Genomic DNA, 25,662 nt, shown 5'->3' with positions numbered 1-25,662 from the left:
GTGCGGGTGTCACCCCGTTGCCATTAATGGGAACGGGGTCACATCCGGCGGATCAGCGGGCGTCGTGCTCGCGGTGGTAGCGGGTGGCCTCGGCCACTTCGTTGCGGGAGCCGAGGAATACCGGCACGCGCTGGTGCAGCTGGTCGGGCTGGATGTCCAGGATGCGCTCGCGGCCGGTGGTGGCGGCGCCGCCGGCCTGTTCCACCAGCAGGCCCATGGGGTTGGCCTCGTACATCAGGCGCAGCTTGCCCGCCTTGCCGGGGTCCTTCTTGTCCCACGGGTAGATGAAGATGCCGCCGCGGGTCAGGATGCGGTGCACGTCGGCAACCATGCTGGCGATCCAGCGCATGTTGAAGTTCTTGCCGCGCGCGCCTTCCTTGCCGGCCAGCAGGTCCTGCACGTAGCCCTGCATGGGAGCTTCCCAGTGGCGCTGGTTGGACATGTTGATGGCGAATTCCTGGGTGTCTTCGGGAATCTGCATGCCGCGCTGGGTGAGCACGAACTCGCCGGTTTCGCGGTCCAGAGTGAAGGCGTGGGTGCCGTGGCCGGTGGTCAGCACCATCTGCGTGCTGGGGCCATAGATGCAGTAGCCGGCGGCGATCTGCGCGGTGCCGGGCTGCAGGAAGCTGGCGTCGGTGGGCGCTTCGGTGCCGGCGGGGCTGCGCAGCACCGAGAAGATGGTGCCGACCGAGACGTTCACGTCGATGTTGGAGCTGCCGTCGAGGGGATCGAACAGCAGCAGGAAGTCGCCGCGCGGGTAGGTATCCGGCACCGGCTGGCAGTGGTCCATTTCCTCGGAGGCGCAGGCGGCCAGGTGGCCGCCCCAGGCGTTGGCTTCGAGCAGGATCTCGTTGCTGATCACGTCGAGCTTCTTCTGGGCTTCGCCCTGCACGTTGCCGGTGCCGGCGTCGCCGAGCACGCCACCGAGCGCACCCTTGCTGACCGCGATGGAGATGTTGGTGCAGGCGCGGCCAACCACTGCGATGAGCTGGCGCAGGTCGGCGTTGATGCGGCCTGCGTGCTGCTCTTCAATCAGGTACCGGGTAAGCGACGTACGGGACATGGAATGGCTGCCAAAGACATTTCGGGGGCCGTATTGTGGCCCGTCCGGCAGGGCATTACGAGGCAGGCGGGTCACGTAAGCGGTTACAGCGTGAGAACGGCGCGGCGCGTTGCGCCGTCACACGACCAACGGTCGTGTGCCACCCGGGTTTCAGCGGTGCGCATGGTTCTGGCCGGCATGCGCGGCTCGCGCAGATGCACCCGTCCGGAACGACCCGGTAGGTATCGACCGTTGGTCGATACGCCGACCAAAACAACCCGGTAGGTATCGACCGTTGGTCGATACGGCGACCAAAAAAAAACGGCCGCAGGAAGCGGCCGTTCTTTATCTCACCGGCGCAGCAGCTCAGCCCCGGGCGACAGTCGCCACGGCCTTGGCCACGTATTCCAGGTTGCCCTGGTTCAGTGCGGCCACGCAGATGCGACCGGTGCCGACGGCGTAGATGCCGTACTCGTCGCGCAGGCGGTCCACCTGCGGGCGGCTCAGGCCGGAATACGAGAACATGCCCGCCTGGTCGTTGATGAAGGCGAACTCCGGGGCACCGGCGGCCACCAGCTTGTCCACCAGGCCATGGCGCAGGGCGTGGATGCGCTCGCGCATCTCGGTCAGTTCCTGCTCCCACAGCTGGCGCAGCTCGGGGCTGTTCAGCACGCCGGCCACGAGCGCAGCGCCGTGGGTCGACGGGCTGGAGTAGATGGTGCGGATGATGCGCTTGACCTGCGACTGCACGGCCTTGGCCGCGTTCGCATCCGGCGCCACCACCGACAACGCGCCGACGCGTTCGCCATACAGCGAGAACGACTTGGAGTACGAGTTGGCGACCACGAAGCTGTCGATGCCGGCCTCGGCAATGATGCGCACGGCCGCGCCATCTTCCTCGATGCCCTTGTCGAAGCCCTGGTAGGCCATGTCGATGAACGGGAACAGCTGGCGTTCCTTCAACAGGGCGGCCACCTGCTTCCACTGCGCGACGGTGAGGTCGGCGCCGGTGGGGTTGTGGCAGCACGCGTGCAGCAGCACCACGGTGCCCGGCTGCAGCGTGTTGAGGTCGGCCACCATCGCGTCGAAATCCACCCCATGGGTGGTCGGGTCGAAATAGCTGTATTCCACCACGTCAAAACCGGCCGCGCCGAACACCGCACGGTGGTTTTCCCAGCTGGGGTTGCTGACGGCGATGGTGGAATGCGGCAGCAGCTTGTGCAGCAGGTCCGCGCCCACGCGCAGCGCACCGCTGCCGCCGATGGTCTGCGCGGTGGCCACGCGGCCGGCAGCCAGCAGCGGCGAGTCTTTGCCGAAGACCAGTTCGCGGGTGGCCTGGGTGTAGGCAGGCAGGCCGTCGATCGGCAGGTAGCCGCGCGGTTTGGCGTCGTTGGCCAGCTGCTGCTCGATCTGCTTCACGGCGCGAAGCAGCGGAATGCGGCCGCTTTCGTCGTAATAGATACCCACGCCCAGGTTGACCTTGGTGGGGCGGCTGTCGGCGTTGTATGCCTCGGTCAGGCCCAGGATCGGGTCGCCCGGGACCAGTTCCACATTTGCAAAGAAGGACACGGCGGTACTCATTCGGATGACGGATGGGGGAGGTTGGCGCGATCAGGTTTGCGGCAGAATCAGCCGAAACCAGGTCATCGTAACAAAGCCGCAGCGTGGGCGCGGCGGCTGCCGTCACGCTCTGGACCGTACCCTGTCGTGCGGTGCCCCTTTTTCCGGAGACCCCCTCAGCACATGTTCCGTCCTACCCCGCTGGCGTACTGGTGTGCGCTGCTTTCGGCCGCTGCCCTGCCGAACCTGGCACACGCCCAGGTTTCCCCCACCCCGCCCGCGCCGATCGCGCGGCTGCCCACGGTTCAGGTCCAGGCCGCACGCGGCCAGCAGGTGGCGGACGTGGACCTGCCCGCCTCGCTGAGCACGGTCTGGCTGGACGATGACGCCAATGGCAACCTGGCCCAGCTGTCCGAGGCGCTGTCGGGCGTGCCCGGAGTGGTCGCCCGCGACCGCCAGAACCTGGCGCAGGACACCCAGCTCTCCATCCGGGGCTTCGGCGCCCGTTCCACCTTCGGGGTACGCGGGGTGCGGGTGATCGTGGACGGCGTGCCGGCCACCATGCCGGACGGCCAGGGGCAGCTGTCCCACGCCAGCCTGCTGTCCGCGCAACGGGTGGAAGTGCTGCGCGGGCCGTTCTCGGCGCTGTATGGAAATTCCTCGGGCGGCGTGGTGCAGGTCTGGAGCGCCGATGGCCAGGAGGGTGATCCCTGGCGCCTGCGCGTGGCCGGGGGCAGCGACGGCACCCTCAGCGCCGGCGCCCAGCTGCGCGGGCAGGAAGGCCCGATCCGCTACAACGTGGCAGCCAACCACTTCCGCACCGACGGCTGGCGCGACCACAGCGCGGCGCGGCGCGAATCGGTGAATGCCCGGCTGGGCATGGATGCCGGCGGCGGTACGCTGGACCTGGTGCTGAATTATTTCGATTCCCCCGATGCGCAGGACCCGCTGGGCCTCACCCGCGAGCAGGTCCGGCAGGACCCCCGCCAGGCCACGGCGGTGGCCACCCAGTACAACACCCGCAAGTCGGTGCGCCAGGGCCAGGCCGGGCTGGTGTTCACCCGCACCCGCGGCGCGCAGACCTGGCGGGCGATGGGCTATGCCGGCCAGCGCAGCGTGGAGCAGTACCTGGCCATTCCGCCCGGTCCGCAGGCCAATCCGCTGCACGCCGGGGGCGTGATCGACCTGGACGGCGGCTACGGTGGGCTGGACCTGCGCTGGGCCTGGAATGGCGACTGGGCCGGACGGCCGCTGGAACTGGTGATCGGCGCCAATGCCGACCAGCAACAGCAGGATCGGCGTGGTTACGAGAATTTCGTCGGGGATACGCTCGGTGTGCGCGGCGCGTTGCGGCGCGACCAGAGCGACCGGGTGCGCAACGTGGACCAGTTCGCGCAGGCATTCTGGCAGTGGGCCCCGCGCTGGTCGCTGCTGCTGGGGGTGCGCCACAGCGAGGTGCGGTTCCGGTCCAACGACCACTACGTCACCGCGCGCAATCCGGACGACAGTGGATCGCGCGACTACGACGCGACCACGCCGGTGGCCGGGGTGGTGTTCCATGCCAGCGATGCGTGGCGGGTATACGCTTCGGCCGGGCGCGGTTTCGAAACGCCCACCTTCAACGAGCTGGGCTACCGCGCCGACGGCGCGGCCGGGCTGGCACTGGACCTGTCGGCGGCGCGCAGCCGCAACCTGGAGCTGGGCGGAAAGTGGCGCGGTGCCGGCAGCGCAGCCTTCGATGCGGCGGTGTTCCGCGCCGACACCGACGACGAGCTGGCCGTGGCCAGCAACACCAATGGGCGCAGCACCTACCGCAACATCGGCAAGACCCGCCGCCAGGGCGTGGAAGCCAGCCTGCAGGTGCCGATCACCGCGCAGCTGGAGGCCAGCCTGGCCTACACCTACGTCGAAGCAACCGTGCGCGAGCCCTACCGGGTCTGCGCCAGCAGCGGCTGCGCTACGCCGAACACCGTAGTAGCGGCCGGCTCACGGCTGCCGGGCGTGCCGGAGCAGCAGTGGTCCGGGCGGCTGCAGTACCAGCCCGGTGCATGGCAGTGGGCCGGCGAAGTGGTGGCGTCGAGCGATACGGTGGTGAACGACCTGGCCACCGACACGGCGCCGGGCTACGCACTGTTGAACCTGGAAGCGGCACGCAGGTGGACCACCGATCAGGGCGCGCTGCGGGTGTTTGCCCGTGTGGACAATGTGCTGGACCAGCGCTACATCGGCTCGGTGATCGTCAACGATGGCAACCAGCGGTTCTTCGAGCCGGGGCCGGACCGGCGGTACAGCGTCGGGGTTCAGTGGGCGTGGCAATGAAAGGGCGCGGTCGTGCGACCGCGCCTGTTCATTTCGGAATCTTGGCCGGCACGAAGGGTGACGTCGGATCGCTGGCCGGGAAGGTTTCCTCCAGCGCCTCGTCCTGGTTGTCGCTTTCGTGCGCCTTGCGCGCCGACCGGTGGTGCGGATGTTCGTCACAGTCGGCCTCCGGCCGGCCGGAAGGGTCCTTGCGGTCGCGCGAGGCGTGAACCTCGTCTTCGCCGGTGCGCAGGTGTTCTGGGGCATGTGATGGCGACATGCCGGCGCCGCGGTCTTCGGCCTCCTGCAGGTCATGTTTGGCGCGCTGTTCGCCGGGAACCGGGGAAGTGGCTTCGCGCAGGGGATCGCGTGGCATGGTGGTGGCTCCGCAGAACTGAAGGGTGGAACACGGCCGATGCCGTGCGAAAAAAGCATACGCACCCCAGGGGGATCGCCGACGTGAAGCCCTGCGACGACCACCACAACGCATCTGTCACGGCTGGATAACGGCGCCGGGGCTATTCCTGCCAGCCCCCACCCCCTGCCGGAGACGTGTCATGCCCCGCCTGGACCGCCGTGCCGCACCCGTGCTGTTCAACGCCTACCTGCAGCCGGAAGGGAGCGCGCGGCGCGACCGCCGTCGCCGCGCCGAAGAGCCCGAAGCGGTGGCGCAGGACTACCTGCAGTACATGCGCAGCGATTATGAACGGCGCCGCAGTCAGGGAAGGCGGACCTGGAGGGACCTGTACCCGGCCTACACCTTTGCACTGACCACGCATTATGCGGACTGGCCGCGTGGCGACGACGACGACACCGATGGCGAGCTGGCCGAGCATTGGGAGCAGATGCGCGGGCAGTCGCGGCTGGGCTGGCCGCAGGCACGGGCGATTGTTGAAGACGCGTGGATGGCGCTGGACCACATGCCTGCGGCGGCGGTGCACGGCGCCCTGCAGTAACGACCTGGCCCGTGGAGCCGGCCTGCACTGGCCGGACACAGCCGTTTCACGCGCTGCGCGGTACAGCTGGCGCCTCTCTTCTTCAGGAGTGGCGCCATCATGGCCCGACCGATCTGGACCGGAACCCTGTCATTCGGGCTGCTCAACGTGCCGGTGTCGCTGATGTCCGGCGAACGCAAGGTGGACCTCTCGTTCCGCATGCTCGATTCGCGCGACCGCAAACCGATCCGCTTCGAGCGGGTCAACGCCGATACCGGCGAAGAAGTGCCCTGGAAGGACATCGTCAAGGCCTACGAGTACGACAAGGGCAGCTATGTCGTTCTGGACGAAAGCGATATCAAATCCGCCGCGCCCGAGAGCCACGAAACGGTGGAGGTGGAAACCTTCGTCGACGCCAGCCAGATCGACCCGCGCTACTACGAGAAGCCCTACCTGCTGGTACCCGGCAAAAAGGCGGAGAAAGGCTACGTGCTGCTGCGCGAGACCCTGCGCAGCACCGGAAAAGTGGGCATCGCCCGCGTGGTGGTGCGCACCCGCGAATACCTGTGCGCGGTGATGCCACACGAACACGCACTGGTGCTGCTCATCCTGCGGTACCCGCAGGAGCTGGTGGACCCGGAGGAGCACAAGCTCCCCACCGGCTCGCTGTCCGAGTACCGGATCAGCAGCAAGGAAACCGAGATGGCCGAGCAGCTGATCGAGTCGATGTCCGGCGAGTGGAAGCCGGATGATTACCACGATGAGTTCCGCGAGCGCCTGCAGGCGGTGCTGACCAGACGCATCAAGGAAAAGGGCGGTACCACTACGGTGGAAGACGAGCCCGCGCCGCGCGAGGATGCCGCGACCAATGTGGTGGACTTCATGTCGCTGCTGCAGAAGAGCCTGGATGCGAAAAAGCGCACGCCCGCGAAAAAGAGCGCGGCGGTGTCGAAGGTGGTGAAGAAGGCGGCACCCGCCAGGAAGGCAGCCAAGGCGACCAAGGCCGCGGGCAAAGCGACCAAATCGACTGCGAAGGCGGCCAAGCCGGCCAAGGCGACCAGGAAGGCCGCCAAGGCAGCGCCCACGCGCAAGGCCGGGTAAGCGGCCATGTCGCTGCAGGAATACCGGCGCAAGCGCCGCTTTGGCGAAACCCCCGAACCCGATGATGAGCGCCGGGGCGCCGCCGCGCGGCGACCCATCTTCGTGGTGCAGCTGCACCATGCCAGTTCGCGCCACTACGATTTCCGCCTCGAAGCCGATGGCGTGCTCAAGAGCTGGGCGGTGCCGAAAGGGCCGTCGTTGCGGGTCGGCGAAAAGCGGCTGGCGGTGGAGGTGGAGGATCACCCGCTGTCGTACGCCACCTTCGAAGGCGATATTCCCCACGGGCATTACGGCGCGGGCCACGTGGACGTGTACGACCACGGCACCTGGGCCTGCGAGGGCGACCCGCTGGAGGCCATTGCGGCCGGCAAGGTCGACTTCGTGCTGCATGGCAGCCGGCTCAAGGGCGGTTGGAAGCTGGTGCGCACCAACATGAAGGGCAGGCAGCACCAGTGGCTGTTGATCAAGCGCGACGATGAAGGCGCGCGTGACGCCGATGCGGATGGGTTGCTGGAGGAGGTCGTACCCATGAAGCGCACTGCGACGACGTCCAGGACCGTGAAAACGACGCGGTCCACGAAGCGCACCACGTCGAAAACCACGACGTCGTCCAGGACGCGCCCTGCGGCGACCGGTGCGCCGCCCCGCGCCGCCACGCGCCGCAACGCCGACGCGCGCTGGAACAAGCGCGCGCTGTCGCTGGAGCACGCGAAAGACACTCCCTACCCGCACGACTTCAAGCCCCAGCTCACCGACCACCGCGCCAGTGCCCCGGACGGCGAAGCGTGGCTGCATGAGATCAAATGGGATGGCTACCGGCTCATCGCCGACGTGAGCGATGGCGTGGTGGCGCTGCGCTCGCGCAACGGCCTGAACTGGACCGATGACTTCCCCGAAGTCGTGCAGGCGATCAAGGCCCTGCCGGTCAGCGACCTGCGCCTGGACGGCGAACTGGTGGTGCTCGATGCGCAGGGCCGCAGCGACTTCACCGGCCTGCAGAAGGTCATCGACGGCACCGCCAGGCAACCGCTGCGCTACGTGGTGTTCGACATGCCCGGCGTGGCCGGGGTGGACATCAGCCGCTCGCCGCTGCTGGAGCGCAAGACGCTGCTCAAGGAGCTGCTGGGCGACACCCCCGGCACGCTGGCCTACAGCGACCATGTGCTCGACCACGGCCCGGCGGTGTTCGAGGCCAGCGGCGAGGCAGGCTTCGAAGGCATCATCAGCAAACGGGTGGACGCGCCGTACGTCAACGCGCGCTCGCCCAGCTGGGTCAAGGTGAAGCACGAGAACACCGATGAGTTCCTGGTGGTCGGGTATACCGAACCGAAAGGCGCACGCAGCGGCTTCGGCTCGCTGCTGATGGCCACGCCGGACCAGGGCGGGCTGCGCTATGTGGGCCGTGTCGGCACGGGCTTCGATGACGCAAAGCTGGCGTCCATGCACCGCCAGCTCAAGGCGCTCGCCACCGATACCGCCGCGGTAGAGCTGCCGTCCCACGTGCCGTTCAAGGCCCGCAGCGTGCATTGGGTGGAACCGACCCTGGTGGCCGAGGTCGCGTTCCGTGGCTGGGCGAAAGAAGGCCTGCTGCGCCAGGCCAGCTTCAAGCGCCTGCGGGAAGACAAGACGGCCAAGGATCTCGGCGTGGCGGCCAAGACGGCACGTGCCACGACCAGCGGCAGAAAGGCGAAGACGGAAGACGCACCCGCGAAACCGCGCGCTGCCAGGAAAGCGCCGGCGGCGAAGACCGCGACGCCGCGTGCCGGCACCAAGGCGGTTGGCACGGCTCGCGACACTGCTGCCAGCGCAGCCGACGATGGGGTCACCATCAGCCACCCCGAGCGCGTGGTGTTCGCCACGGCCAAGCTGACCAAGGGCGACGTGGCCGACTACTACCGGCAGATGGCGCGCTGGATCCTGCCCGAGGTGGCCCGGCGCCCGCTGTCCCTGCTGCGCTGCCCGGATGGCGTGGACAAGCCGTGCTTCTTCCAGAAACACCATGGCACCGGCCTGGGCGACGCGGTCGAGGCCATTCCGCTGCAGCAGAAAAGCGGCCGCGAAGACTACCTGTACATCGAAGACGTGGAAGGCCTGCTGCAGCTCGTGCAGATGAATACCCTGGAGCTGCATCCCTGGGGCGCCACGGTGGACGACCCCGAACACCCCGACCGGCTGGTGTTCGACCTGGACCCGGGTGACGGGGTGACCTGGGCCGCGATCAAGGCCGCCGCGCGGGATGTGCGCGACCGGCTGCAGGAGATTGGACTGGAAAGCTTCGTGCGCCTGTCCGGCGGCAAGGGCGTGCACGTGGTGGTGCCGTTGAAGCCGAAGGCGGACTGGGCGCAGGCGAAGGATTTCTGCGAGTCATTCGCGCAGGCCCTGGCCGAGCACGCGCCGGATCGCTACGTGGCCACGATGAGCAAGGCCAAGCGCAACGGCGTGATCTTCATCGATTGGCTGCGCAACGCGCGCGGCGCCACCAGCGTCTGTTCGTGGTCGTTGCGGGCGCGACCGTCCGCCGGCGTTGCCGTGCCGCTGCGATGGGAGGAACTGGGCCGCATCACCGCTGCAGACGCCTTCCCGCTGCACAAAGCGCTGCAGCGCGCCCAGAAGCTCAAGCAGGACCCCTGGCAAGGAATCGATCAGGTGAACCAGGTGCTGCCAACCCTGTAACGGTCCCAGGCAATGCGCCCTTCGACCGCACAACCACGCTACCGCGGCGCCGGGCTCTACCTGGCTGCTCTCATCCCAACCGCGGCCGATACCGCGCGCCCAGCCAGATCCCCACTGCCTGCACCGGCACCGACAGCAGCAGCGCCACCACGAACCAGTACGGGTAATCGCTGCCCAGGTCCCAGGCGGCATACGCCGACGCCGCAGCGATCAGCGCCCACACCACGCCACCGTGCACATACGGCCACACCGGCGCATAGCGCGCTGCAAATGCCGTCGCGGCCACGCCGCCAACAACGGTCCAGCCCAGGTCCCAGGCCAACCGGCCTTCGCCCTCACCCAAACCGATCCACGGTGCGATCCACCCCCCCGCGCCACTCACCATGCCCAGCACGAACACCGCCACCACGATGCACAGCACCGAGAGCGCAAGCGTTCTTGCCGTGGAAAGGGCCGACATGGGTCGTCAGCCCACCAGTGCCGCCGAGGCCCTGGCCAGCTGCTCGATACCGGCCCAGTCCCGCGCCTGCAGCAGCGCACGCGTGGTCAGCCACGAGCCGCCCACGCACAGCACGTTGGGCAGGTGCAGGAAATCGCGCGCGGTCTGCGCGCTGATGCCGCCGGTCGGGCAGAACCTGACGTCGCCGAACGGGCCGTTCCAGGCCTGCAGCATGCCGATGCCACCGGCCTGCACGGCCGGGAAGAACTTGAAGGTATCCAGCCCGTGTTCCAGGCCGCGCATCAGTTCGGACGAAGTGGCCACGCCCGGCAGGAACGGCAGGTCGGTATCGCGCGCGGCGGCATACAGCCGTTCGGTCGCACCCGGGGCCACGGCGAACCGTCCGCCGATCGCCTTCACCTTCTCCATCTGCGCCGCGCTGAGCACCGTGCCCGCGCCCACCACCGCATCCGGCACGGCCTCGATCATCGCCTGGATGGCGTCCATTGCAACGCCGGTACGCAGGGTCACCTCGATCACCGGCAGCCCGCCGTTGAACAGCGCCTGGGCGACCTGCACCGCCTCGTCCACGCTTTCAGGGGTGTACACCGGGATGACCGGGGCCAGTTTCAGGACTGCGCGTACGCGCGGATCAGCGCCGGACATCGAATCGCTCCTCGCCCGTCAGGGCCAGTACGTCAGCTTCACTGACGAGGTTGAAATCACCGGGGATCGAATGTTTCAGGCTGGCGGCGGCCAGGCCGAAGCGCACGATCGCGTCCGGTTCGAAGCCCTGCATCATGCCATGCAGGATGCCGGCGGCGAACGCATCGCCGCCACCGATGCGGTCGACGATGCCGACCATCTCGCGGGTCGGCGCCACCGCGCGGGTGCCATCGCGGCCGACCAGCATCGCGCCGAGCGCATGGTGATCCACGCTGTGCGGGGTGCGCTGGGTGCAGGCCATGAACTGCAGGCGCGGGAACGCGGCGAATGCCTGCGCGGCGGCGGCATCCACGCGTTCGGCCAGTGCGGCCTGCTCGAACTGGCCGCCCAGTACCACGCCGATGTCGCGGTAATCGGCGAAGGCCACGGTGGCGCAGTCGAACAGGTCGCGCAGGATGCGCGGCGCATCGCCCTCCCAGCGCGCCCACAGCGACGGGCGGAAGTTGCCATCGAAGGACACCTTTACCCCGCGCGCGCAGGCGGCGCGTGCTGCCACCAAGGTCGCCTCGGCCATGGCCGGGTTCAGCGCCGGACTTACCCCGGACAGGTGCAGCCAGTCCGCGCCGTCCAGCAGCACGTCCCAGTCGTAGTCGCTGGCGGTGCCGAGCGAGAACGCCGAATCCACCCGGTCGTAGACCACCTCGCTCGCGCGCTGCACCGCGCCGGTGGTCAGGAAGTACAGGCCCATGCGACCGGGCCGGGTCTGCACATGGGTGGTGTCCACCCGATGCCGGCGCAGTTCACCGGCCACGTACTCACCCAGTGCATTGGCCGGCAGCGTGCTCACCATGCTCACGGCGTGGCCGAACTGCGCCAGCGACACGCCCACATTGGCCTCCGCGCCCCCGGCATGGACCGCCAGCTGGGCGCTCTGCAGCAGCAGCTCACGGCCTGGCGCGCTCATGCGCAGCAACAACTCCCCGAAACAGACAACACGACTCATGGCGATGGATCCTTCGTGGTGGGAAGACCCGGGGACAGGCCCCGAGCCGTAATGGCTAGCGGTGTCATTCTAGCGGCGCGGACCCGTCCGTCCACCCGCACCGTTTGTCGAAGCCCATGTCCCGCAAGCGTCTACGGGACATGGAAAGTCTGTTGCGGTGCAAGATGCTCGATCCCCAACGGACTGTTAACGTCCGCCCTGACCAGCGGTGTCATTGCACTGACATGTCGCCGGATAGCTGTTTCATGTAGCACCTTGGGAGAGGGAAAACATGCAATATCGAAACATCCAGAAAAAGACACCGGTTACCTTGCTCGCTCTGTCCATCGGCCTGGCGCTGAGCGGAACCACCCTGGCGCAGGACCCGCCCCCGGCTTCGGCCACCGACCTGGACACCGTCACCGTCACCGGCTACCGCGCCAGCGTCGAGAAGGCGCTGGACATCAAGCGCAGCGAATCGGGCGTGGTCGACGCCATCGTTGCCGAGGATATCGGCAAGTTCCCCGATTTGAACCTGGCCGAATCGCTGCAGCGCGTGCCCGGCGTGGTCATCACCCGTGAAGCCGGCGAAGGCCGCAACATCTCGGTGCGCGGCCTCGGCCCGGACTTCACCCGCGTGCGTATCAACGGCATGGAGGCACTCACCACCGTCGGCGCTGGCGACCAGAGCGGCGGCACCAACCGCGGCCGCGGCTTCGACTTCAACGTGTTCGCCTCGGACCTGTTCTCGCAGCTGATCGTGCGCAAGACCGCCTCGGCCGACGTGGAGGAAGGCTCGCTGGGCGCCACCGTCGACCTGCGCACCGCGCGCCCGTTCGACTACGACGGCTTCACCTTCGCCGCCAGTGGCCAGGCCAGCTACAACGCGATGGCCGAGAAGGCCGACCCGCGCGTGGCCGCACTGATTGCCAACACCTGGGCCGACGGTACGTTCGGTGCGCTGCTGTCGGTGGCCTATTCCGAGCGCCAGGCGCTGGAAGAGGGCTCCAACACCGGTCGCTGGGCCAACGGCCCGAGCAACGGCAACTTCAATGCGGCGTCCCCCTTCGCCGCCGCGCGTTCGGCCAGCGTCTACCACCCGCGCTTCCCGCGCTACGTGCAGATGGAACACGAGCAGAAGCGTCTTGGCGTGACCGGCACCCTGCAGTGGAAGCCGACCGACGCCACCGAAATCTCGCTGGACACCCTGTACTCGAAAATCGACGCCAAGCGCGACGAACACTACATCGAAGCCATTTCCTTCAGCCGCGGCACCAGCAGCACACCGCGCCTGGTCGGCAAGCCGGCGATGATCGTCAAGGACGGGGTGATCGATAACAATGCACTGCTCTACGGTGAGTTCGACAACGTCGACATCCGCACCGAGAACCGCCACGACGAGTGGAGCACCGAGTTCAAGCAGATCGCCCTGAACGGCCAGCACCGCTTCGGTGACGACTTCACCTTGTCCGGCAAGGTCGGCATTTCGCGCTCCAAGCACGAGAACCCGATCCAGACCACCATCATCATGGACAAGTACGATGTGGATGGTTACAGCTACGACTACCGCGGCAACAGCCGCTTCCCGAAGCTGAACTACGGCATCGACCCCACCAACCCGGCCGGCTGGGAACTGGCGGAAATCCGCCTGCGCCCGCAGTACGTGGACAATGACTTCGATACCGGCCAGGTCGACTTCAACTGGAACATCAGCCCCGGCTTCCGCCTGAAGGGCGGCGTGCTGGCCAAGAACTACACCTTCGACACCGTGGAACTGCGGCGTGCCAGCGAATTGGCCGTGCCGAACTTCCCGAACGGCACCAAGATCGTGCCCGTCGACATGACCCAGCAGGCGGGCCTGAAGGGCATTACCGGTACCCCGGACCAATGGGTGGTGCCTGACCTCAATGCCATTGCCAACCAGTTCGATATCTACAGCAACAGCGGCACCTTCGCCGTCGCCCCGCGTGCCAACAACTCGCGCAGCGTGGAGGAAGAGGACCGCGGCGGTTACCTGATGGGCGAGTTCTCCACCGACCTGGGAAGCATTCCGTTCTCCGGTAACTTCGGCGTGCGATATGTGCGCACCAAGCAGAGCTCCACCGGTCTGTCCACGCTGACCACCACCACGGTATCGACCACCGCCAACCGCACCTACGACGACACGTTGCCCTCGTTCAACCTGGTGGCGGAAATCACTCCGGACTTCCTGGTGCGCCTCGGTGCAGCCAAGGTAATGAGCCGGCCGGGCCTCGGTAACCTGACCCCGGGTTCCACGGTCGCCGTTGCCGGCGCAGCCCGAACCATCGCCACCGGCAACCCCGACCTTGATCCGATCCGCGCGACCAATGTCGACCTCGGCTTCGAGTGGTACTTCGCCGAAGGCGCGATGGCGGGTGTGGGTCTGTTCTACAAGGACATCGAGACCTTCATCCAGACCACCCGTGAAACCCACCCGTACAGCTTCAGCGGCCTGCCCGACGCACTGCTGATTGGAACCGGTGCAAGCCCGGACAGCGACTTCACCTATACCAAGCCCGTCAACACGCCGGGTGGTGAGCTCAAGGGCGTGGAAGTCAACTACACCCAACCCTTCACCTTCCTGCCGGGCAAGTGGTCCAACCTGGGCGTGCAGCTGAATTACACCTGGGTGGACTCGCAGATCCAGTACATCAACTCCAGCGGGCAGCCGGTATTGAAGGCCGACCTGACCGGACTTTCGCGCAATTCCTGGAATGCGACGCTCTTCTACGAGGGCAAGGTGTTCTCCGGGCGTGTGTCGGCGACCAACCGCGACGACTACCTGACCCAGGTCACCGGTACCGAAGCGGGCTTCAATCTCGACGGTTACCACGGCATGACCGGCACCACCTTCATCGATGCTTCGATCCGCTACGCGATCAACGACCAGCTCGAACTGAGCCTGGAAGGCATGAACCTGACCAACGAAGCCAGCGACGAGTGGGTGTACTCGCCGGCCACCGGTCGCCTGCCGCTGCAGTACACCGAAACCGGCCGGCAGTTCATGCTGGGCGCACGCTACAAGTTCTGATCCATCGCAGACCCGGCGGCGGCGTGCATGCGCACGCCGCCGCTGCTGCGACGCAAGATGTTGGGGAACCGTTGCTTTGCTAGCGTGTGCTGCGTGCAGGCGTGCGGCGGGGATGTCCGCGCGCCTGCGCGCAGCGCACGTGCACTGCGTTGTGCCGCTCTCCAACGCCACTGCCGTACTGCTGAGTTGTCGAAAGGAACCTGCCATGCCGCTGCACGTTGTCCGTTCGCCCCGCCGCACCCGCCTTTCCGCCAGCCTGATGTTGCTGCTGCTGGGAGGCAGTGCCGGCGCCTGGGCACAGGGCGCACCGCAGCTGCTGTTCCATGTCTCGGCCGACAACGGCTTCACCGCCGATACCGCGCAGGGCGATGCGGTTCCGAACTTCCAGGACAAGGTCAAACGCGTGCCCGACGGCGCGCACGGTTCGGCCATCCAGTGGGAAGACGACGGTGTGCTGTCGTGGAACGCGCCGGGCAACATCCAGGCACAACGCGGCACCCTGGGCTTCTTCTGGCGCCCCCGCTACGCGGTGGGTGAAGCGCCGTTCGTGATTTTCCGGGTCGGCTATGCCGACCACAGCAGCTGGGACATGGCCTGGCTGCGCATCGACTGGAACGGGCACGGCTTCGATGCCTTCGTGACCGACGCCAACCTGGCGCGCACCCGCGTGTCATTCAAACTGGATGCCCTTCCGTCGCCGCAGCAATGGCAGCACATCGCCTTCGGCTGGGACGAGAACCATGGCGTGCGCCTGTACGTGGACGGCAGGGAGGTCGCCCGCCAGGAGACCACCGCCGACTACGATGCCGCCCTTGACCAGCTCGGCCTGGCCGGCCGGGTGATGGCGCCCTACCAGGTGCAGAGCCGCTATAACTTCCTGCGCGGCAGCGATGTCGACGAGATCCGCGTGTACGACCGGCTGCTGGATCCCGCCGGCATGGCCGCGCTGGCGGCGAACAAGGCACCGGGCACCACCGTCGCAGATACCGGCGCGATGCGCGCCTGGAACCACCGCTTCGGCTGGGACAGCGCCGCTCCGCCCGCGTTGGCCAGCCCGACCACCACCATCCGCAAGATCGAGTTCGCCGACACCAAAGACCACAAGCAGTGGATGTGGAAGGCTACCGACGGCATCGCCGAGACCACCTGGCCGGGCGTGTACAACCGCTCGCGCCTTCCCGGTCGCAACGACTATTTCCAGCTGCCCGACTGGAACACCTACGTGGAAGGCGGGCAGCAGCTGGACCTGACCCTGCCTGAGGGTGAGACCGTCAACCGCATCGAAGTGCGCGGCGCGGCCTTTGGCGCGCTCAGTCACAGCGCGGGCAGCGCGGCGGCCACACCGCTGCTGCAGCGTCCGCAGGGCGTGGTGCGCAGCGTTGACCAGATTCCGGCGCAGACCGGCGGGGTGCTGCACTTCCGCAATACCGCGCAGGAAACGCCGATCCAGGAAATCTGGGCCTACCAGGTCAATGACGGGGCCGAGCCGGAAGGCACGGTCAAGCAGCGTTACCTGATCGACAGCCAGGCACTGCCCGACTACCTCAACATCACCACGCTGCGCGAGTACATCGACGGCCGCTATCCGGCGGCCGAACGCAGCACGGTGATGGCCCTTCCCAGGGGTGCAGGTTCGCGGCGGCGTTCAGCCGATACGCTGCCGGCCAACCCGTTGCCGATCGTGCACGTGCTGATCCCCTCGGGCGTGGGCGATGCCCCGGCGGCGCAGCCGCTGATCCGCAGCTGGGCGCACAGCTGGGAAAACATGCATGACGGCCTGGATGGCGTGGCCATCGACCTGCCGGCGCTGGATCTGCCGGCGGCGAAGGATGGGCTGATCCCGCTCAACATCCGCATCAAGGACCCGATCTGGCCGGCGCGCGACATGATCGATGTCTCGGTGTCGGTCAAGCCGAACGAAAAGCGCACGCTGTGGCTGGACCTGCGCGACCGCATCCTCACCGCCGACAGCCTGTGGATCAGCATCGCGTCGGGCGCGCCCGGATTCAACGCCGGCTCGCTGGACGGCGCGGAAATCCGCATGGTGTACAAGGATCGCGCCGAAGCGAAAAAGGAGCATGTAGCCGACCGCTTCAACCACGCCCGCGACAACTGGGGCTTCCTGGTCGAAGAGCACACCACCTCCAAGCGCCAGCGCCTGTATGCGCGCGTGTACGCGGACCTGAGCGACCTGCTGCGGGTCGACCCGGAGCATGAACTGGGCCGGTTGTACTGGAACTACATCAGCTACAACAGCCAGGGCAAACCGCCGTTCACCCAGCCCGAAGCGCCCAAGGGCGTGCCGCTGTGGGCCTTCCGCCAGACCGAAGACCTCAAGTACGTGCGCCGCTTCGTGGACTGGTGGATCGACAACCGCCAGATCGCGTACGGTGACTTTGGTGGCGGCATCTCCGACGACACCGACCTCACCCAGCAGTGGCCCGGGCTGGCGCTGATGGGCGTGGAGCCGGACCGCCTCAACCGCTCGCTCACCGCGCTGTCCGACGCGGTGTACCGCAACGGCATGTTCTCCAACGGGCTCAGCACCATCGAAACCGATGAGCTGCATGCCTACGAAGAAGGCATCAACGCCAACAGCGCGATGCTTTACCTGAACTGGGGTGATCCGCTCACCGTCGAGCGCCTGATGGAAACGGTGAAGGCGTTCGACGAGCGCATCATCCTGCCCAATCCGCAGGGTCACCTGCTGTTCTCCAGCAACTGGTTCGGCGGCAACAAGGTCTACCGCGAGCCGAACTGGCAGTGGCAGAAGCCGTATTCGTTCCCGGCGCTGCACCCGGCCTTCCTGATGGGCCAGTACAACGCCGACCCGACCGGTCGCAAACTGGTCACCGGACTGGCCGACAGCTACCTGGCCCACGCCTACACCGACGACAAGGGCCGCTGGGCGCTGCCCAACGAGATCAACTGGGCCACCGGCAAGGTGCGCGGCGGTGAGCTCAACAACGGTTCGGGCGGTGGCGATGTGATGCACACCTTCTGGGCGGCATGGCGCTGGAGCGGCGATGACAAGTACCTGAAGGCGCTGGACTACCGCGTGCAGCGCGGCGGACCGGGCGCACTGGCCAACCTGGGCGAAAACTTCGTCGAGGTGCTGGGCAAGGGCGCGGACTGGAATCCGAAACTGGTGGCCGATGCCGATGCAGGCAACACCGGCTTCTCCAGCCTGATGGCGTGGCAGGCCACCGGCGACAAGACGTACCTGGAAGCGCTGCATGCCGACGGCATCCAGGCCAAGGCACAGCGTGAATACATGAACACCGAGGGCCACTGGTGGTCCGACCGCGTCGAAGCGCCCAGCGAGTTCCTGCAGCGCGCCCGCCTGGGCGGCATCGCGCTCAAGCGCAACCAGAGCTGGCCGGGACACACGGTGAGCTGGCGTTTCGCCCAGCCCGATGCCGCCGAACAGGTGGCGCTGCTGGTGCATGCGCCGTCCACCGAGCGCTTCAAGGTGATCGCCTACAACACCGGCACGCGTGCGGTCGACGCGGAGATGAGCACCTGGAACGTCACCGCCGGCACCTGGCGCATGACCAGCGGCAGCGACCGCGACGGCGACGATCGCATCGACGGCAAGGGCGACACCCGCGAGGTCGCGTTGGAGCGCAGCGCGTCGGTGCCGCTGCGGTTCGCACCCGGCGTTGCGCAGGTGGTCGAGTTCGAACTGGTCACCGCCGGCACGCCGGTGGAGCAGCGCCCGGACCTGGGCATCGGGCGCGGGGACATCCGCGTGGACGGCCGCCAGGTGCACGTGACCGTGCACAGCCTGGGTCACGTGGGCACGCCGGTGGGCACGGCGGTACTGGAAGACGCCAAGGGCCGCGAGCTGGCCAGGATTGAGATCCCGGCGATGCCGGCCCCGACCGACCTGGTGCCGAAGACCACCACGGTCGGGCTGCCCCTGCCGGCAGGCAACCGCAGCGGCCTGCGCATCCGCGTGGCACTGGCCGATGGCGGCGCCGAAGTCACCCAGCGCAACAACAGCGTCGCGATACCCCACCCGTAGAGCCGGGCTCCGCCCGGCTCCCCTAGATCCGCACCGACCCCTCGATACACGTCACGCACGCCCCGCCAATCCACAGCGCATCCCCGTCCCGCTCCACCACCACCCGCCCGGCACGACCCAATACCGTGCCCTGGCTGATCACATAGCGCGCCGGCGCTTCGCCGTCGCGCAGCAGCCAGCGCGCGATACCGGCATTGAGGCTCCCGGTTACCGGGTCTTCCGGTGCCGCCTCGCCGGCAATGAACGCGCGCGTCTCGAACTGGGCATCCACCGCGTCGCCCTCGCGGCATGCGGCGAACACCCCGAGCATCAGGCCCTCCAGCGCCGCATAGTCCGGACGCACCGCCAGCACCGCCGCGCGGCTGCGCAGGCGCACCGCCAGCCACGGCGGCCCGTTGTCCACCCACTGCGCGTCCAGCACCTCGTCCATTGCCACGCCAAGACCGGCAAGCACACGCGCGCGCAGGTCCGGCGCCAGCGCGCCGTCACGCCGCAACGGCGGCGCATCGAAGGCCAGCCCGGTATCGCTGCGACGGATCCGCACCAGCCCGATCCCGCACTCCTGCACGATCTCCGCGCCTTTTGCCACGCCGCCCCGGGCCAGCCATGCATGGCAACTGCCCAGCGTGGGATGCCCGGCGAAGGGCAGCTCGCCCAGCGTGGTGAAGATGCGCACCCGATAATCGGCGCACGGATCGCGGGGTGCGGACACGAACGTGGTTTCGCTCAGGTTGGTCCAGCGCGCAAACGCGGCCATGCGGGCTTCGTCCAACCCTTCGGCATCGAGCACGACGGCCAGCGGATTGCCAAGCAACGGGTCGCTGCTGAAGACGTTGACCTGGAGGAAGGGGTGGATGGGCACGAAGGCTCCTCGGACATGGACGGACACGCGGATAGCGTCAGGCAAATGTACCAACGTTCTTTGGGCCAGCGGCGAGCCGAGGCAGTTAGCGACACAACCTGCCTGAAGAGCACTCTAGGAATACATGCAGATTGCCGCGCAACTGAACTGTGAGCTGCCTCCAGACTGCGTGCCCGAACGCTAATCAGGACGTGCCGCCTGCTGTGGATCCGAAAACCCCAGCGGGCTCATGGCGTCTGCATGGGCACCGAAAGCGACGGGCCGACATTGCGATCCTTACAACGCATCGATACCGTCCGCGCCTTGTCGATGGCGCGCTTCCACCTGGAGGCAGATGCAGACCGTGGCGGGAGGAAGCCATATGGAGTGGTGGAGGAGAGGGATTCAACTGAGCTTTCGGGTGGAGCCAGCCGGCTTCGCGCTTGCGGCCGCCTACGCAGTGCTGTGCTGGGCCGCGAGGCAGGTATCGATGGACCAGTTCTATCTGCCCGCTGGCATTCGGGTTGCCGCCCTGCTTCTATTTTCGCCACGCATGTGGCCGTATCTGTTCCTGGGGGAATACGCCTACTTTGCGCACATGCGCGTGCCCATGATCGAGCGATACGGCTTGGCGTGGGTAATCGTTTCGTCGGCCTTCCTCATGCCTGCGATCGCCCTGATCGTGCGCTGGCACCGGAGGATGATGGCGGCTCGCACCGATGCGTGGTTCATCTCTGCTGCGATCACATGTGCAACGACGGCCACGCTCCTGAATCTTTCCTTCTCACATCTGTTCTGGCCGGTCCCACACTACAATGACTTCCTGACCGATGCTGCGAGAGGAGCCATGGGCCAGTTCGCGGGAATCCTGACCGTTGTGCCTGTAGCGCTGCTATGGATCCGGCGATCATCAGGGTGGCAGTGGTCGCGGCGTTACCGCGCTGCGACGGTGTGCTGTGTGCTCGCGATAGGAGGCATCGGAATGTTCGCGCTCCACGCGCCTGCAGATGCATCCGCTTTCAAAACCTCATTGCAGGTTTCCACCGCCATCCCCGCGATCGCACTTACCTGCATGCACGGCTGGCGTGGTGCTGCGATCGGCGTACCCCTGCTGAACCTGGCCATCGGCATGAGCAGCAGAGGCGGCGAGCCTTGGGCCTTCGACTCCTCGACATTCGTGGCGCAGCAGGCGCTGCTGTTATCCGGGGTCGCCCTCCTTGCGCTTGGTTACAGCATCAGCCACTACTACGTGCAGTGCATCAGCGGACGGCAGCGAGAGCTCCTGTCCATTGCGCACGCCAAGGCGTCCCACATCGGCACCGAAATGAGCCTGCGCCGGCGCGTACTGGACATGCGCACCATGGGTGAGGGTATCGACCATTCACTCAGCGAGATCGCCTACTACCTGAGGGAGAACGGTCACGCCGATCTCTCCCGCTCCCTGTTGCAGGTTTCCGTGGCCAACTCGAGAAAGTTCCGCGAACAGACCAGCCTCGTCTATCCCACCTGCCTGGAGCACGTCGGCCTGTATCTGAGCGTACAGCTCAGTGGACTCGGCGAGGTCTGGACACGTTCAAGGCGCGTGCTCTCCCCAAGGATGGCGGGCGATCCCTGTGCACTCAGCAATGGACTGCAGCTCGCCGCCTACCGGTTGTTGGCAGACGCAGTCTCGCTTCTGCTGGAACGTGAGAAGGGTCAGGTCCAGGTGCAGGCGCGATGTGGCCGCGTTGGGGGATCCACCGGGATCGTGCTGGTTGTCGCGTTGATCGATGCAGGTCAACGGATATCTGAAGCCACGATGGGAACGATCATCGAGCGGTCGACCGGACGCACGCTCGCGTACGGCGGCACTGTGCAGTGCCGCCGCAACCGGATACGGATGCTTCTGGTGGATTCGAGCAGCGACACCCCGGTAAGGGTGGCGTGACAGGGTTTACCGGACGAGCTCGACCGACCAGATCGACGAGACGTCATCGACGTAATGCACCAATGAAATTTCCCCCTCGACGTAAACGACGGTGGGAATTGCATCTTCGGAGATCTTCAGCCGCCACGACGGCAGCGACGTCCTGGCGGAGGGCTTGCCGGCCGGCAAGGCCCAGAATACGTCGTCGAGCCTGCCAATGACGGCGTGCACATTGTCGTTGCGGTCATTCACCTGCAGGTAGGTGATCCCGTCGCGATCGAACTGATATACCTTCCAGTTGTCGTCCAGACTCAGGTTGTCGGTCGTTGGTGTGGGGTAGCCAAGTGCCTGCTGTTCATTGCCGTGCCAGTCCTGTTGGGCCTTGGCGAGCGTGGGCGCGGCGGTAAGCAGCAATGCGGTTGCGGCCATGGCGAATACTCGGTTTTGCATGCTGTGCTCCAGCATAGGTGACGGAAGAATCGCGCCCGATGCTAGATCGCAGCAGCCTCACAGGCACTGCACAAACTCCGATAGCGGTGTCCGAACATGGCGTAGCGCCACGCCCTGCATGGCTGCATCGCACGTTGACGCGCTGCAGCCACGCAGGGCGTGGCGCTACGGAATGGGGGCGTGGGGTGGGGCTGCGCGCCGCTCAGGCGGCGTCGGTGGCCATGTCTTTCAGGTGGCGTTCGTACCAGCCGTCACCTTCGGGCTCGAAGATCGTGCTGCGGGTCATTTCGCCCTGGTAGACGTGTACCGAGATGGCCATCTGCGCGTCGCTGGCGTTGCGGATGGTGTGGTACTCGTGCGGCGGAATCAGACTGCCGGCGCTGCCGCAATCGCCAATGAGGGTGGCTTCCTGCTGGAAGCGGAAGCGGTCGCCGTCGCGCTCCAGCAGCCGGTACTGGGTGACTTCCAGTTGCCCCAGCCACACGCCTTCCACGCACCACAGGCCGCTGTGGTCGTGCAGCGGCGTGCCCTGCCCCGGTGCCCAGCTCATGGCGATGATGCTGTAACCATGCGCCGGGCTGCGGTACAGCTCGCGACGGGCGTAGTGGTCGGTGATGGGGCGGTGGCAGCACGCGGGCAGCTGGATGCGGCTGTCGGCAATGGCCTCGCGCAGCGCCGCACGCAGCGTTTCGGCGATCTGTTGCGGGTCGTCATGCTGCACCGCGTGATCCACCGCAGCGATCAGGCGATCACGGCCGTGGAAGGTCGGGAAGGGAGTGCATTGATCGTGCATGCCTGCAGTCTAGGCGATGCGGGTGAAAAAGGTGTTTGATCCAGATCACGGCGGATCGTGTGGTTTTGGCCGAAAAAGCTATCGAATTCCGTTCACCGGTTGATGGTGGCTATCGGTGCGGGGGCGTGGGACACGCACGGCGTGTCGCTACGCGGTGCCACGCTGGACGAACGGGGCCTGTTGGTAGAGACGGCGCTCTCCACCGCGCGGGTCGTCCACCTGGCGCGACGGTACGTCGAATACCAGGGTCTGCCGACGTTCCAGGGTGTACTGCTCCCACTCCGGCAGGCCGGCATGGTTCGGGTTGCCGGTGCGGGCGAAGGCCAGCAGCGCCTCGCTCATCACGTCTGCCATCCGCTGCGCGTCGGCACCTTCGCCGGTGCGCGACCCGGCGGCCCGCACGTTGTCGAATACCAGCGGGATGTCCAGGGTGTGGAACGCCCCGAGCTTGCCGCCGTCCAGCGGTGAACCCCAGTCGAGCTGGTAGGCCCAGGTGGGCGCGCCCTGCCTGGCCCGGGCTTCCAGTTCTTCCACCGCACCGCGCCAGGAACGGCCGGCGGTGGTGGCAGCGAAAAAAACGTCCGACGGGGTGTAATGCGGATACAGGCGCCGATATTCGGCGATCACCACCGACGGCAGCAGGTCCACGAACTGTTCCTTCTCCAGCTTGGCCGGCAGCGTTTCCCAGCTCAGCGCGAAGTTGGCCGGGTCATTGCCGAGGAAGGCGCGGGTTTCGTCGTGGGTGTTGCCGATCACCATGGGGATGGCCGCCGACTGCGCCGGCGCCTGCGGCCAGAACGGGTGCACCGGCAGGCTGTGGCCATCCACCACCGGTCCGAAGTACAGGCTGGTGCTTTCCACCCGCGAGGGGTCGCGGGCCCGTGTGGCGGCCAGCAATGCCTGGGCAGGCAGCGCCAGCAACCCGTCAACGTCCGCTGCGCCTACCGCTTCCATCGCAATGCGCGCGCGCTGGGTGGCAGCGCGCGGCCCGGCCGCGGTGACCTGCTGGCCACTCATCGTCCAGGCGCGCTGGAACAGGCCGCGCGCGGCCGGCATGGCCATCAGCGTAGCGATCTTGGCGCCCCCGCCGGACTGTCCGAACACGGTGATGTTGCTGGCATCGCCGCCGAACTCGCTGGCGTGTTCGCGCACCCACTGCAGGGCCTGGACCAGGTCGAGCTGGCCGACGTTGCCGGAGTGTGCGAACCGCGCATCGCCGAGCTGCGCCAGGTAGAGATACCCGAACACGTTGAGCCGATGATTGACGGTGACCACCACCACGTCACCGCGTCGGCACAGCGCACTGCCGTCGTACTGCGGGTCGCTGCCGGATCCATTGTTGTAGGCACCGCCGTGGATGTAGAACAGGATCGGCCGGGGTTTGCCGTCGCGCAGCGCCGGCGTCCACACGTTGAGGTACAGGCAGTCTTCGCTGCCGGGGCCGTCCTCCCTGCTGCCCTGCGGCGCGGCCGGGCCGTAGGCCAGTGCATCGCGCACCCCGCGCCACGGCAGTTCAGGCAGTGCCGGCTGGAAGCGCCGGGTCGCGGTGTCCGCGCCGTAGGGCACACCGCGGAAGCTGTGCACGCCCGCGGCGTAGCGGCCGCGCAGGCGACCCCCGCGCACCTTGGCCAGCGAATCGGCCTGCGCGCCGGGGGACGCGACGCTGCCCAGCGCCGGCAGCGGGCCGGCGGCCAGCAACAGCGCGTAACGGGCGCTGTCGCGCAGGAAGCGGCGGCGCTGCAGGTCGGCCGGGCTCATGGTGCGGCTTCCCCGCCCTGCACCTGCATCCAGCGCAATGCCAGGCCGGTCCATTGGGTGGTGGTCAGCGCCTCGGGAATGCGCACACCGAAGCCATGCCCGCCGTGGGCGAACAGATGCATTTCGGTGGGGACGCCTGCGTCGAGCAGCGCCTGGTAGTACAGCAGGCTGTTCTGCACCGGCACCACGGTGTCGTCCTGCGCATGTACCAGGAAGGTCGGCGGGGTCCGCGCGGTGACCTGGGTCTGCATGGAGTACTGCGCCTCCAGTGCGACGCCGGGATGGGCGCCGAGCAGGCGGGTGCGGGAACCGGTGTGGGCGTGCGTGCCCATGTCGATCACCGGGTACACCAGCAGCGCGAAATCCGGCCGCGCGCTGAGCCTGTCGATGGCATCGCCGCTACCCGGCAGCGCGGTGGCGAAACCGTTACTCAGGCGCGCGGCGACATGGCCGCCGGCCGAAAAGCCCATCACGCCGATGCGATGCGGGTCCAGCTGCCACCGCGCCGCGTCGGCGCGGATCACCCGTAGTGCCCGCTGTGCGTCGGCCAGCGCGGCCTGCCGGTCGTCGCGGCCTTCGGGCAGGCGGTAGCGCAGCACGAACAGGGTGACCCCGCCGTGCTCCACGAAGGCGGGCACCAGCGCGGTGCCTTCCTTGTCCAGCACGATGTGCTGGTAGCCGCCGCCGGGAATCACCAGCAGCGCACTGCCGTTGGGCCGGGCCGGTCGATACGCCACCAGGTAGGGCGCGCTCACGGTGTCGATGTAGCGGTCCGGCAGCGCGACATCGGCGCTGCGTTCGATGACGCGGGGCACGCTGGGCCGGGCCGCCTCACCGGGTACCTTGCCCGCCGGCCACAGCTCGATCCGCGTGGGAGAGCCCGTTGCGGGTTCGGTCTGCGGCACCTGCCGCTCGGCGGCGTGGACGGCAGACAGGGGGATGGCGGCAATCAGCCAGCTGGCCAGCAGGGGCATCAGTACGGCAGAACGCATCCGGACGGGTCCTTCGGTAGGGAAACGACGGCGTGCCGGGGCCGGGCAGGTTCTGACGCGCTGCACATTGCCAATGACACCGGTTTACCATATACAGCTCATCCAAGCGCTGTCGATGGGCAGTGCAACAAATCAACGGGAGACCCG

The 25,662-nt window shown here is 67.2% G+C and carries 18 protein-coding genes; 7 read left to right on the top strand and 11 right to left on the bottom strand.

Annotation, left to right across the window (positions count from 1 at the left end; all coding sequences use genetic code 11):
• Nucleotides 1–52 precede the first annotated feature (52 nt).
• Together ACIGII_RS09970 and ACIGII_RS09965 are read right to left on the bottom strand one after the other, a co-directional pair.
• A complete protein-coding gene (locus tag ACIGII_RS09970) occupies nt 53–1,063 on the bottom strand; it encodes a class 1 fructose-bisphosphatase (RefSeq protein WP_399637296.1) in 1,011 nt (336 codons plus the stop codon).
• Between the two features lie 345 nt (nt 1,064–1,408).
• On the bottom strand, nt 1,409–2,611 hold the full coding sequence (locus ACIGII_RS09965; protein WP_399637293.1) for an aromatic amino acid transaminase: 1,203 nt from the start codon (nt 2,609–2,611) through the stop codon (nt 1,409–1,411).
• A 174-nt stretch (nt 2,612–2,785) separates the two neighbouring features.
• Between ACIGII_RS09965 and ACIGII_RS09960 the strand changes: the two genes are divergently transcribed.
• Nucleotides 2,786–4,921, top strand: coding sequence for a TonB-dependent receptor family protein (locus ACIGII_RS09960; RefSeq protein ID WP_399637290.1), 2,136 nt, complete (start codon nt 2,786–2,788; stop codon nt 4,919–4,921).
• 28 nt (nt 4,922–4,949) lie between these two features.
• Here ACIGII_RS09960 and ACIGII_RS09955 read toward each other — a convergent pair whose 3' ends face one another.
• Nucleotides 4,950–5,276 (bottom strand): hypothetical protein, encoded by a 327-nt coding sequence (locus ACIGII_RS09955; protein WP_399637287.1) that lies wholly within the window; start codon nt 5,274–5,276, stop codon nt 4,950–4,952.
• A 181-nt stretch (nt 5,277–5,457) separates the two neighbouring features.
• Here ACIGII_RS09955 and ACIGII_RS09950 point away from each other — a divergent pair, with 181 nt between their 5' ends.
• From ACIGII_RS09950 to ligD, 3 genes are all read left to right on the top strand, one after another.
• Complete coding sequence (locus ACIGII_RS09950; protein WP_399637284.1) at nt 5,458–5,856, top strand: hypothetical protein; 399 nt, start codon at nt 5,458–5,460, stop codon at nt 5,854–5,856.
• Between the two features lie 99 nt (nt 5,857–5,955).
• Entirely contained in the window at nt 5,956–6,936 is a 981-nt protein-coding gene (locus ACIGII_RS09945; protein ID WP_399637281.1) for a Ku protein, read from the top strand.
• A 6-nt stretch (nt 6,937–6,942) separates the two neighbouring features.
• Nucleotides 6,943–9,609 (top strand): DNA ligase D, encoded by a 2,667-nt coding sequence (ligD, locus tag ACIGII_RS09940; protein ID WP_399637280.1) that lies wholly within the window; start codon nt 6,943–6,945, stop codon nt 9,607–9,609.
• Between the two features lie 70 nt (nt 9,610–9,679).
• Here ligD and ACIGII_RS09935 read toward each other — a convergent pair whose 3' ends face one another.
• The 3 genes from ACIGII_RS09935 to ACIGII_RS09925 are packed head-to-tail and all read right to left on the bottom strand — an operon-like array spanning nt 9,680 to nt 11,717.
• Nucleotides 9,680–10,069, bottom strand: coding sequence for a hypothetical protein (locus ACIGII_RS09935; RefSeq protein WP_399637278.1), 390 nt, complete (start codon nt 10,067–10,069; stop codon nt 9,680–9,682).
• Between the two features lie 6 nt (nt 10,070–10,075).
• Nucleotides 10,076–10,714: a bifunctional 4-hydroxy-2-oxoglutarate aldolase/2-dehydro-3-deoxy-phosphogluconate aldolase gene (gene eda / locus ACIGII_RS09930; RefSeq protein WP_399637276.1), complete on the bottom strand. Its 639-nt coding sequence runs from the start codon at nt 10,712–10,714 to the stop codon at nt 10,076–10,078.
• Complete coding sequence (locus tag ACIGII_RS09925) at nt 10,701–11,717, bottom strand: sugar kinase (protein ID WP_399637273.1); 1,017 nt, start codon at nt 11,715–11,717, stop codon at nt 10,701–10,703. The genes eda and ACIGII_RS09925 overlap by 14 nt, the downstream gene beginning before the upstream one ends.
• Nucleotides 11,718–11,988: 271 nt before the next feature.
• Between ACIGII_RS09925 and ACIGII_RS09920 the strand changes: the two genes are divergently transcribed.
• Complete coding sequence (locus ACIGII_RS09920) at nt 11,989–14,748, top strand: TonB-dependent receptor (protein ID WP_399637271.1); 2,760 nt, start codon at nt 11,989–11,991, stop codon at nt 14,746–14,748.
• Nucleotides 14,749–14,953: 205 nt separating this feature from the next.
• Entirely contained in the window at nt 14,954–18,775 is a 3,822-nt protein-coding gene (locus ACIGII_RS09915; RefSeq protein WP_399637268.1) for a LamG-like jellyroll fold domain-containing protein, read from the top strand.
• Nucleotides 18,776–18,797: 22 nt separating this feature from the next.
• Here ACIGII_RS09915 and ACIGII_RS09910 read toward each other — a convergent pair whose 3' ends face one another.
• On the bottom strand, nt 18,798–19,637 hold the full coding sequence (locus ACIGII_RS09910; protein WP_399637266.1) for a PhzF family phenazine biosynthesis protein: 840 nt from the start codon (nt 19,635–19,637) through the stop codon (nt 18,798–18,800).
• Nucleotides 19,638–19,971: 334 nt separating this feature from the next.
• Between ACIGII_RS09910 and ACIGII_RS09905 the strand changes: the two genes are divergently transcribed.
• A complete protein-coding gene (locus tag ACIGII_RS09905) occupies nt 19,972–21,543 on the top strand; it encodes an MASE1 domain-containing protein (protein WP_399637263.1) in 1,572 nt (523 codons plus the stop codon).
• A 6-nt stretch (nt 21,544–21,549) separates the two neighbouring features.
• On the opposite strand, the gene ACIGII_RS09900 is transcribed toward ACIGII_RS09905, so the two are convergent.
• From ACIGII_RS09900 to ACIGII_RS09885, 4 genes are all read right to left on the bottom strand, one after another.
• A complete protein-coding gene (locus ACIGII_RS09900; RefSeq protein WP_399637261.1) occupies nt 21,550–21,972 on the bottom strand; it encodes a hypothetical protein in 423 nt (140 codons plus the stop codon).
• 202 nt (nt 21,973–22,174) lie between these two features.
• The gene (locus tag ACIGII_RS09895) at nt 22,175–22,765 is read right to left on the bottom strand and encodes a cysteine dioxygenase (protein ID WP_399637259.1); all 591 of its coding nucleotides are present in this window, start codon (nt 22,763–22,765) and stop codon (nt 22,175–22,177) included.
• Nucleotides 22,766–22,912: 147 nt separating this feature from the next.
• Nucleotides 22,913–24,523 (bottom strand): carboxylesterase/lipase family protein, encoded by a 1,611-nt coding sequence (locus ACIGII_RS09890; RefSeq protein ID WP_399637256.1) that lies wholly within the window; start codon nt 24,521–24,523, stop codon nt 22,913–22,915.
• Nucleotides 24,520–25,515 (bottom strand): alpha/beta hydrolase, encoded by a 996-nt coding sequence (locus ACIGII_RS09885; protein WP_399637253.1) that lies wholly within the window; start codon nt 25,513–25,515, stop codon nt 24,520–24,522. The genes ACIGII_RS09890 and ACIGII_RS09885 overlap by 4 nt, the downstream gene beginning before the upstream one ends.
• Between the last annotated feature and the right edge of the window lie 147 nt (nt 25,516–25,662).

The sequence above is a fragment of the Stenotrophomonas sp. NPDC077420 genome (assembly GCF_044543385.1).
GTDB lineage: Bacteria > Pseudomonadota > Gammaproteobacteria > Xanthomonadales > Xanthomonadaceae > Stenotrophomonas.
Note: the sequence above shows the minus strand (reverse complement) of the source record. Positions and strands in the feature narration are given on the sequence as shown.

Excerpts from the sequence above, each read along its gene's own strand:
- ACIGII_RS09950 (WP_399637284.1), top strand. The coding sequence starts at position 5,458 with ATGCCCCGCCTGGACCGCCGTGCCGCACCCGTGCTGTTCAACGCCTAC.
- ACIGII_RS09935 (WP_399637278.1), bottom strand. The coding sequence starts at position 10,069 with ATGTCGGCCCTTTCCACGGCAAGAACGCTTGCGCTCTCGGTGCTGTGC.
- ACIGII_RS09925 (WP_399637273.1), bottom strand. The coding sequence starts at position 11,717 with ATGAGTCGTGTTGTCTGTTTCGGGGAGTTGTTGCTGCGCATGAGCGCG.
- ACIGII_RS09915 (WP_399637268.1), top strand. The coding sequence starts at position 14,954 with ATGCCGCTGCACGTTGTCCGTTCGCCCCGCCGCACCCGCCTTTCCGCC.
- eda (WP_399637276.1), bottom strand. The coding sequence starts at position 10,714 with ATGTCCGGCGCTGATCCGCGCGTACGCGCAGTCCTGAAACTGGCCCCG.
- ACIGII_RS09890 (WP_399637256.1), bottom strand. The coding sequence starts at position 24,523 with ATGAGCCCGGCCGACCTGCAGCGCCGCCGCTTCCTGCGCGACAGCGCC.
- ACIGII_RS09905 (WP_399637263.1), top strand. The coding sequence starts at position 19,972 with ATGCAGACCGTGGCGGGAGGAAGCCATATGGAGTGGTGGAGGAGAGGG.
- ACIGII_RS09885 (WP_399637253.1), bottom strand. The coding sequence starts at position 25,515 with ATGCGTTCTGCCGTACTGATGCCCCTGCTGGCCAGCTGGCTGATTGCC.
- ligD (WP_399637280.1), top strand. The coding sequence starts at position 6,943 with ATGTCGCTGCAGGAATACCGGCGCAAGCGCCGCTTTGGCGAAACCCCC.
- ACIGII_RS09960 (WP_399637290.1), top strand. The coding sequence starts at position 2,786 with ATGTTCCGTCCTACCCCGCTGGCGTACTGGTGTGCGCTGCTTTCGGCC.
- ACIGII_RS09970 (WP_399637296.1), bottom strand. The coding sequence starts at position 1,063 with ATGTCCCGTACGTCGCTTACCCGGTACCTGATTGAAGAGCAGCACGCA.
- ACIGII_RS09945 (WP_399637281.1), top strand. The coding sequence starts at position 5,956 with ATGGCCCGACCGATCTGGACCGGAACCCTGTCATTCGGGCTGCTCAAC.
- ACIGII_RS09900 (WP_399637261.1), bottom strand. The coding sequence starts at position 21,972 with ATGCAAAACCGAGTATTCGCCATGGCCGCAACCGCATTGCTGCTTACC.
- ACIGII_RS09895 (WP_399637259.1), bottom strand. The coding sequence starts at position 22,765 with ATGCACGATCAATGCACTCCCTTCCCGACCTTCCACGGCCGTGATCGC.
- ACIGII_RS09955 (WP_399637287.1), bottom strand. The coding sequence starts at position 5,276 with ATGCCACGCGATCCCCTGCGCGAAGCCACTTCCCCGGTTCCCGGCGAA.
- ACIGII_RS09920 (WP_399637271.1), top strand. The coding sequence starts at position 11,989 with ATGCAATATCGAAACATCCAGAAAAAGACACCGGTTACCTTGCTCGCT.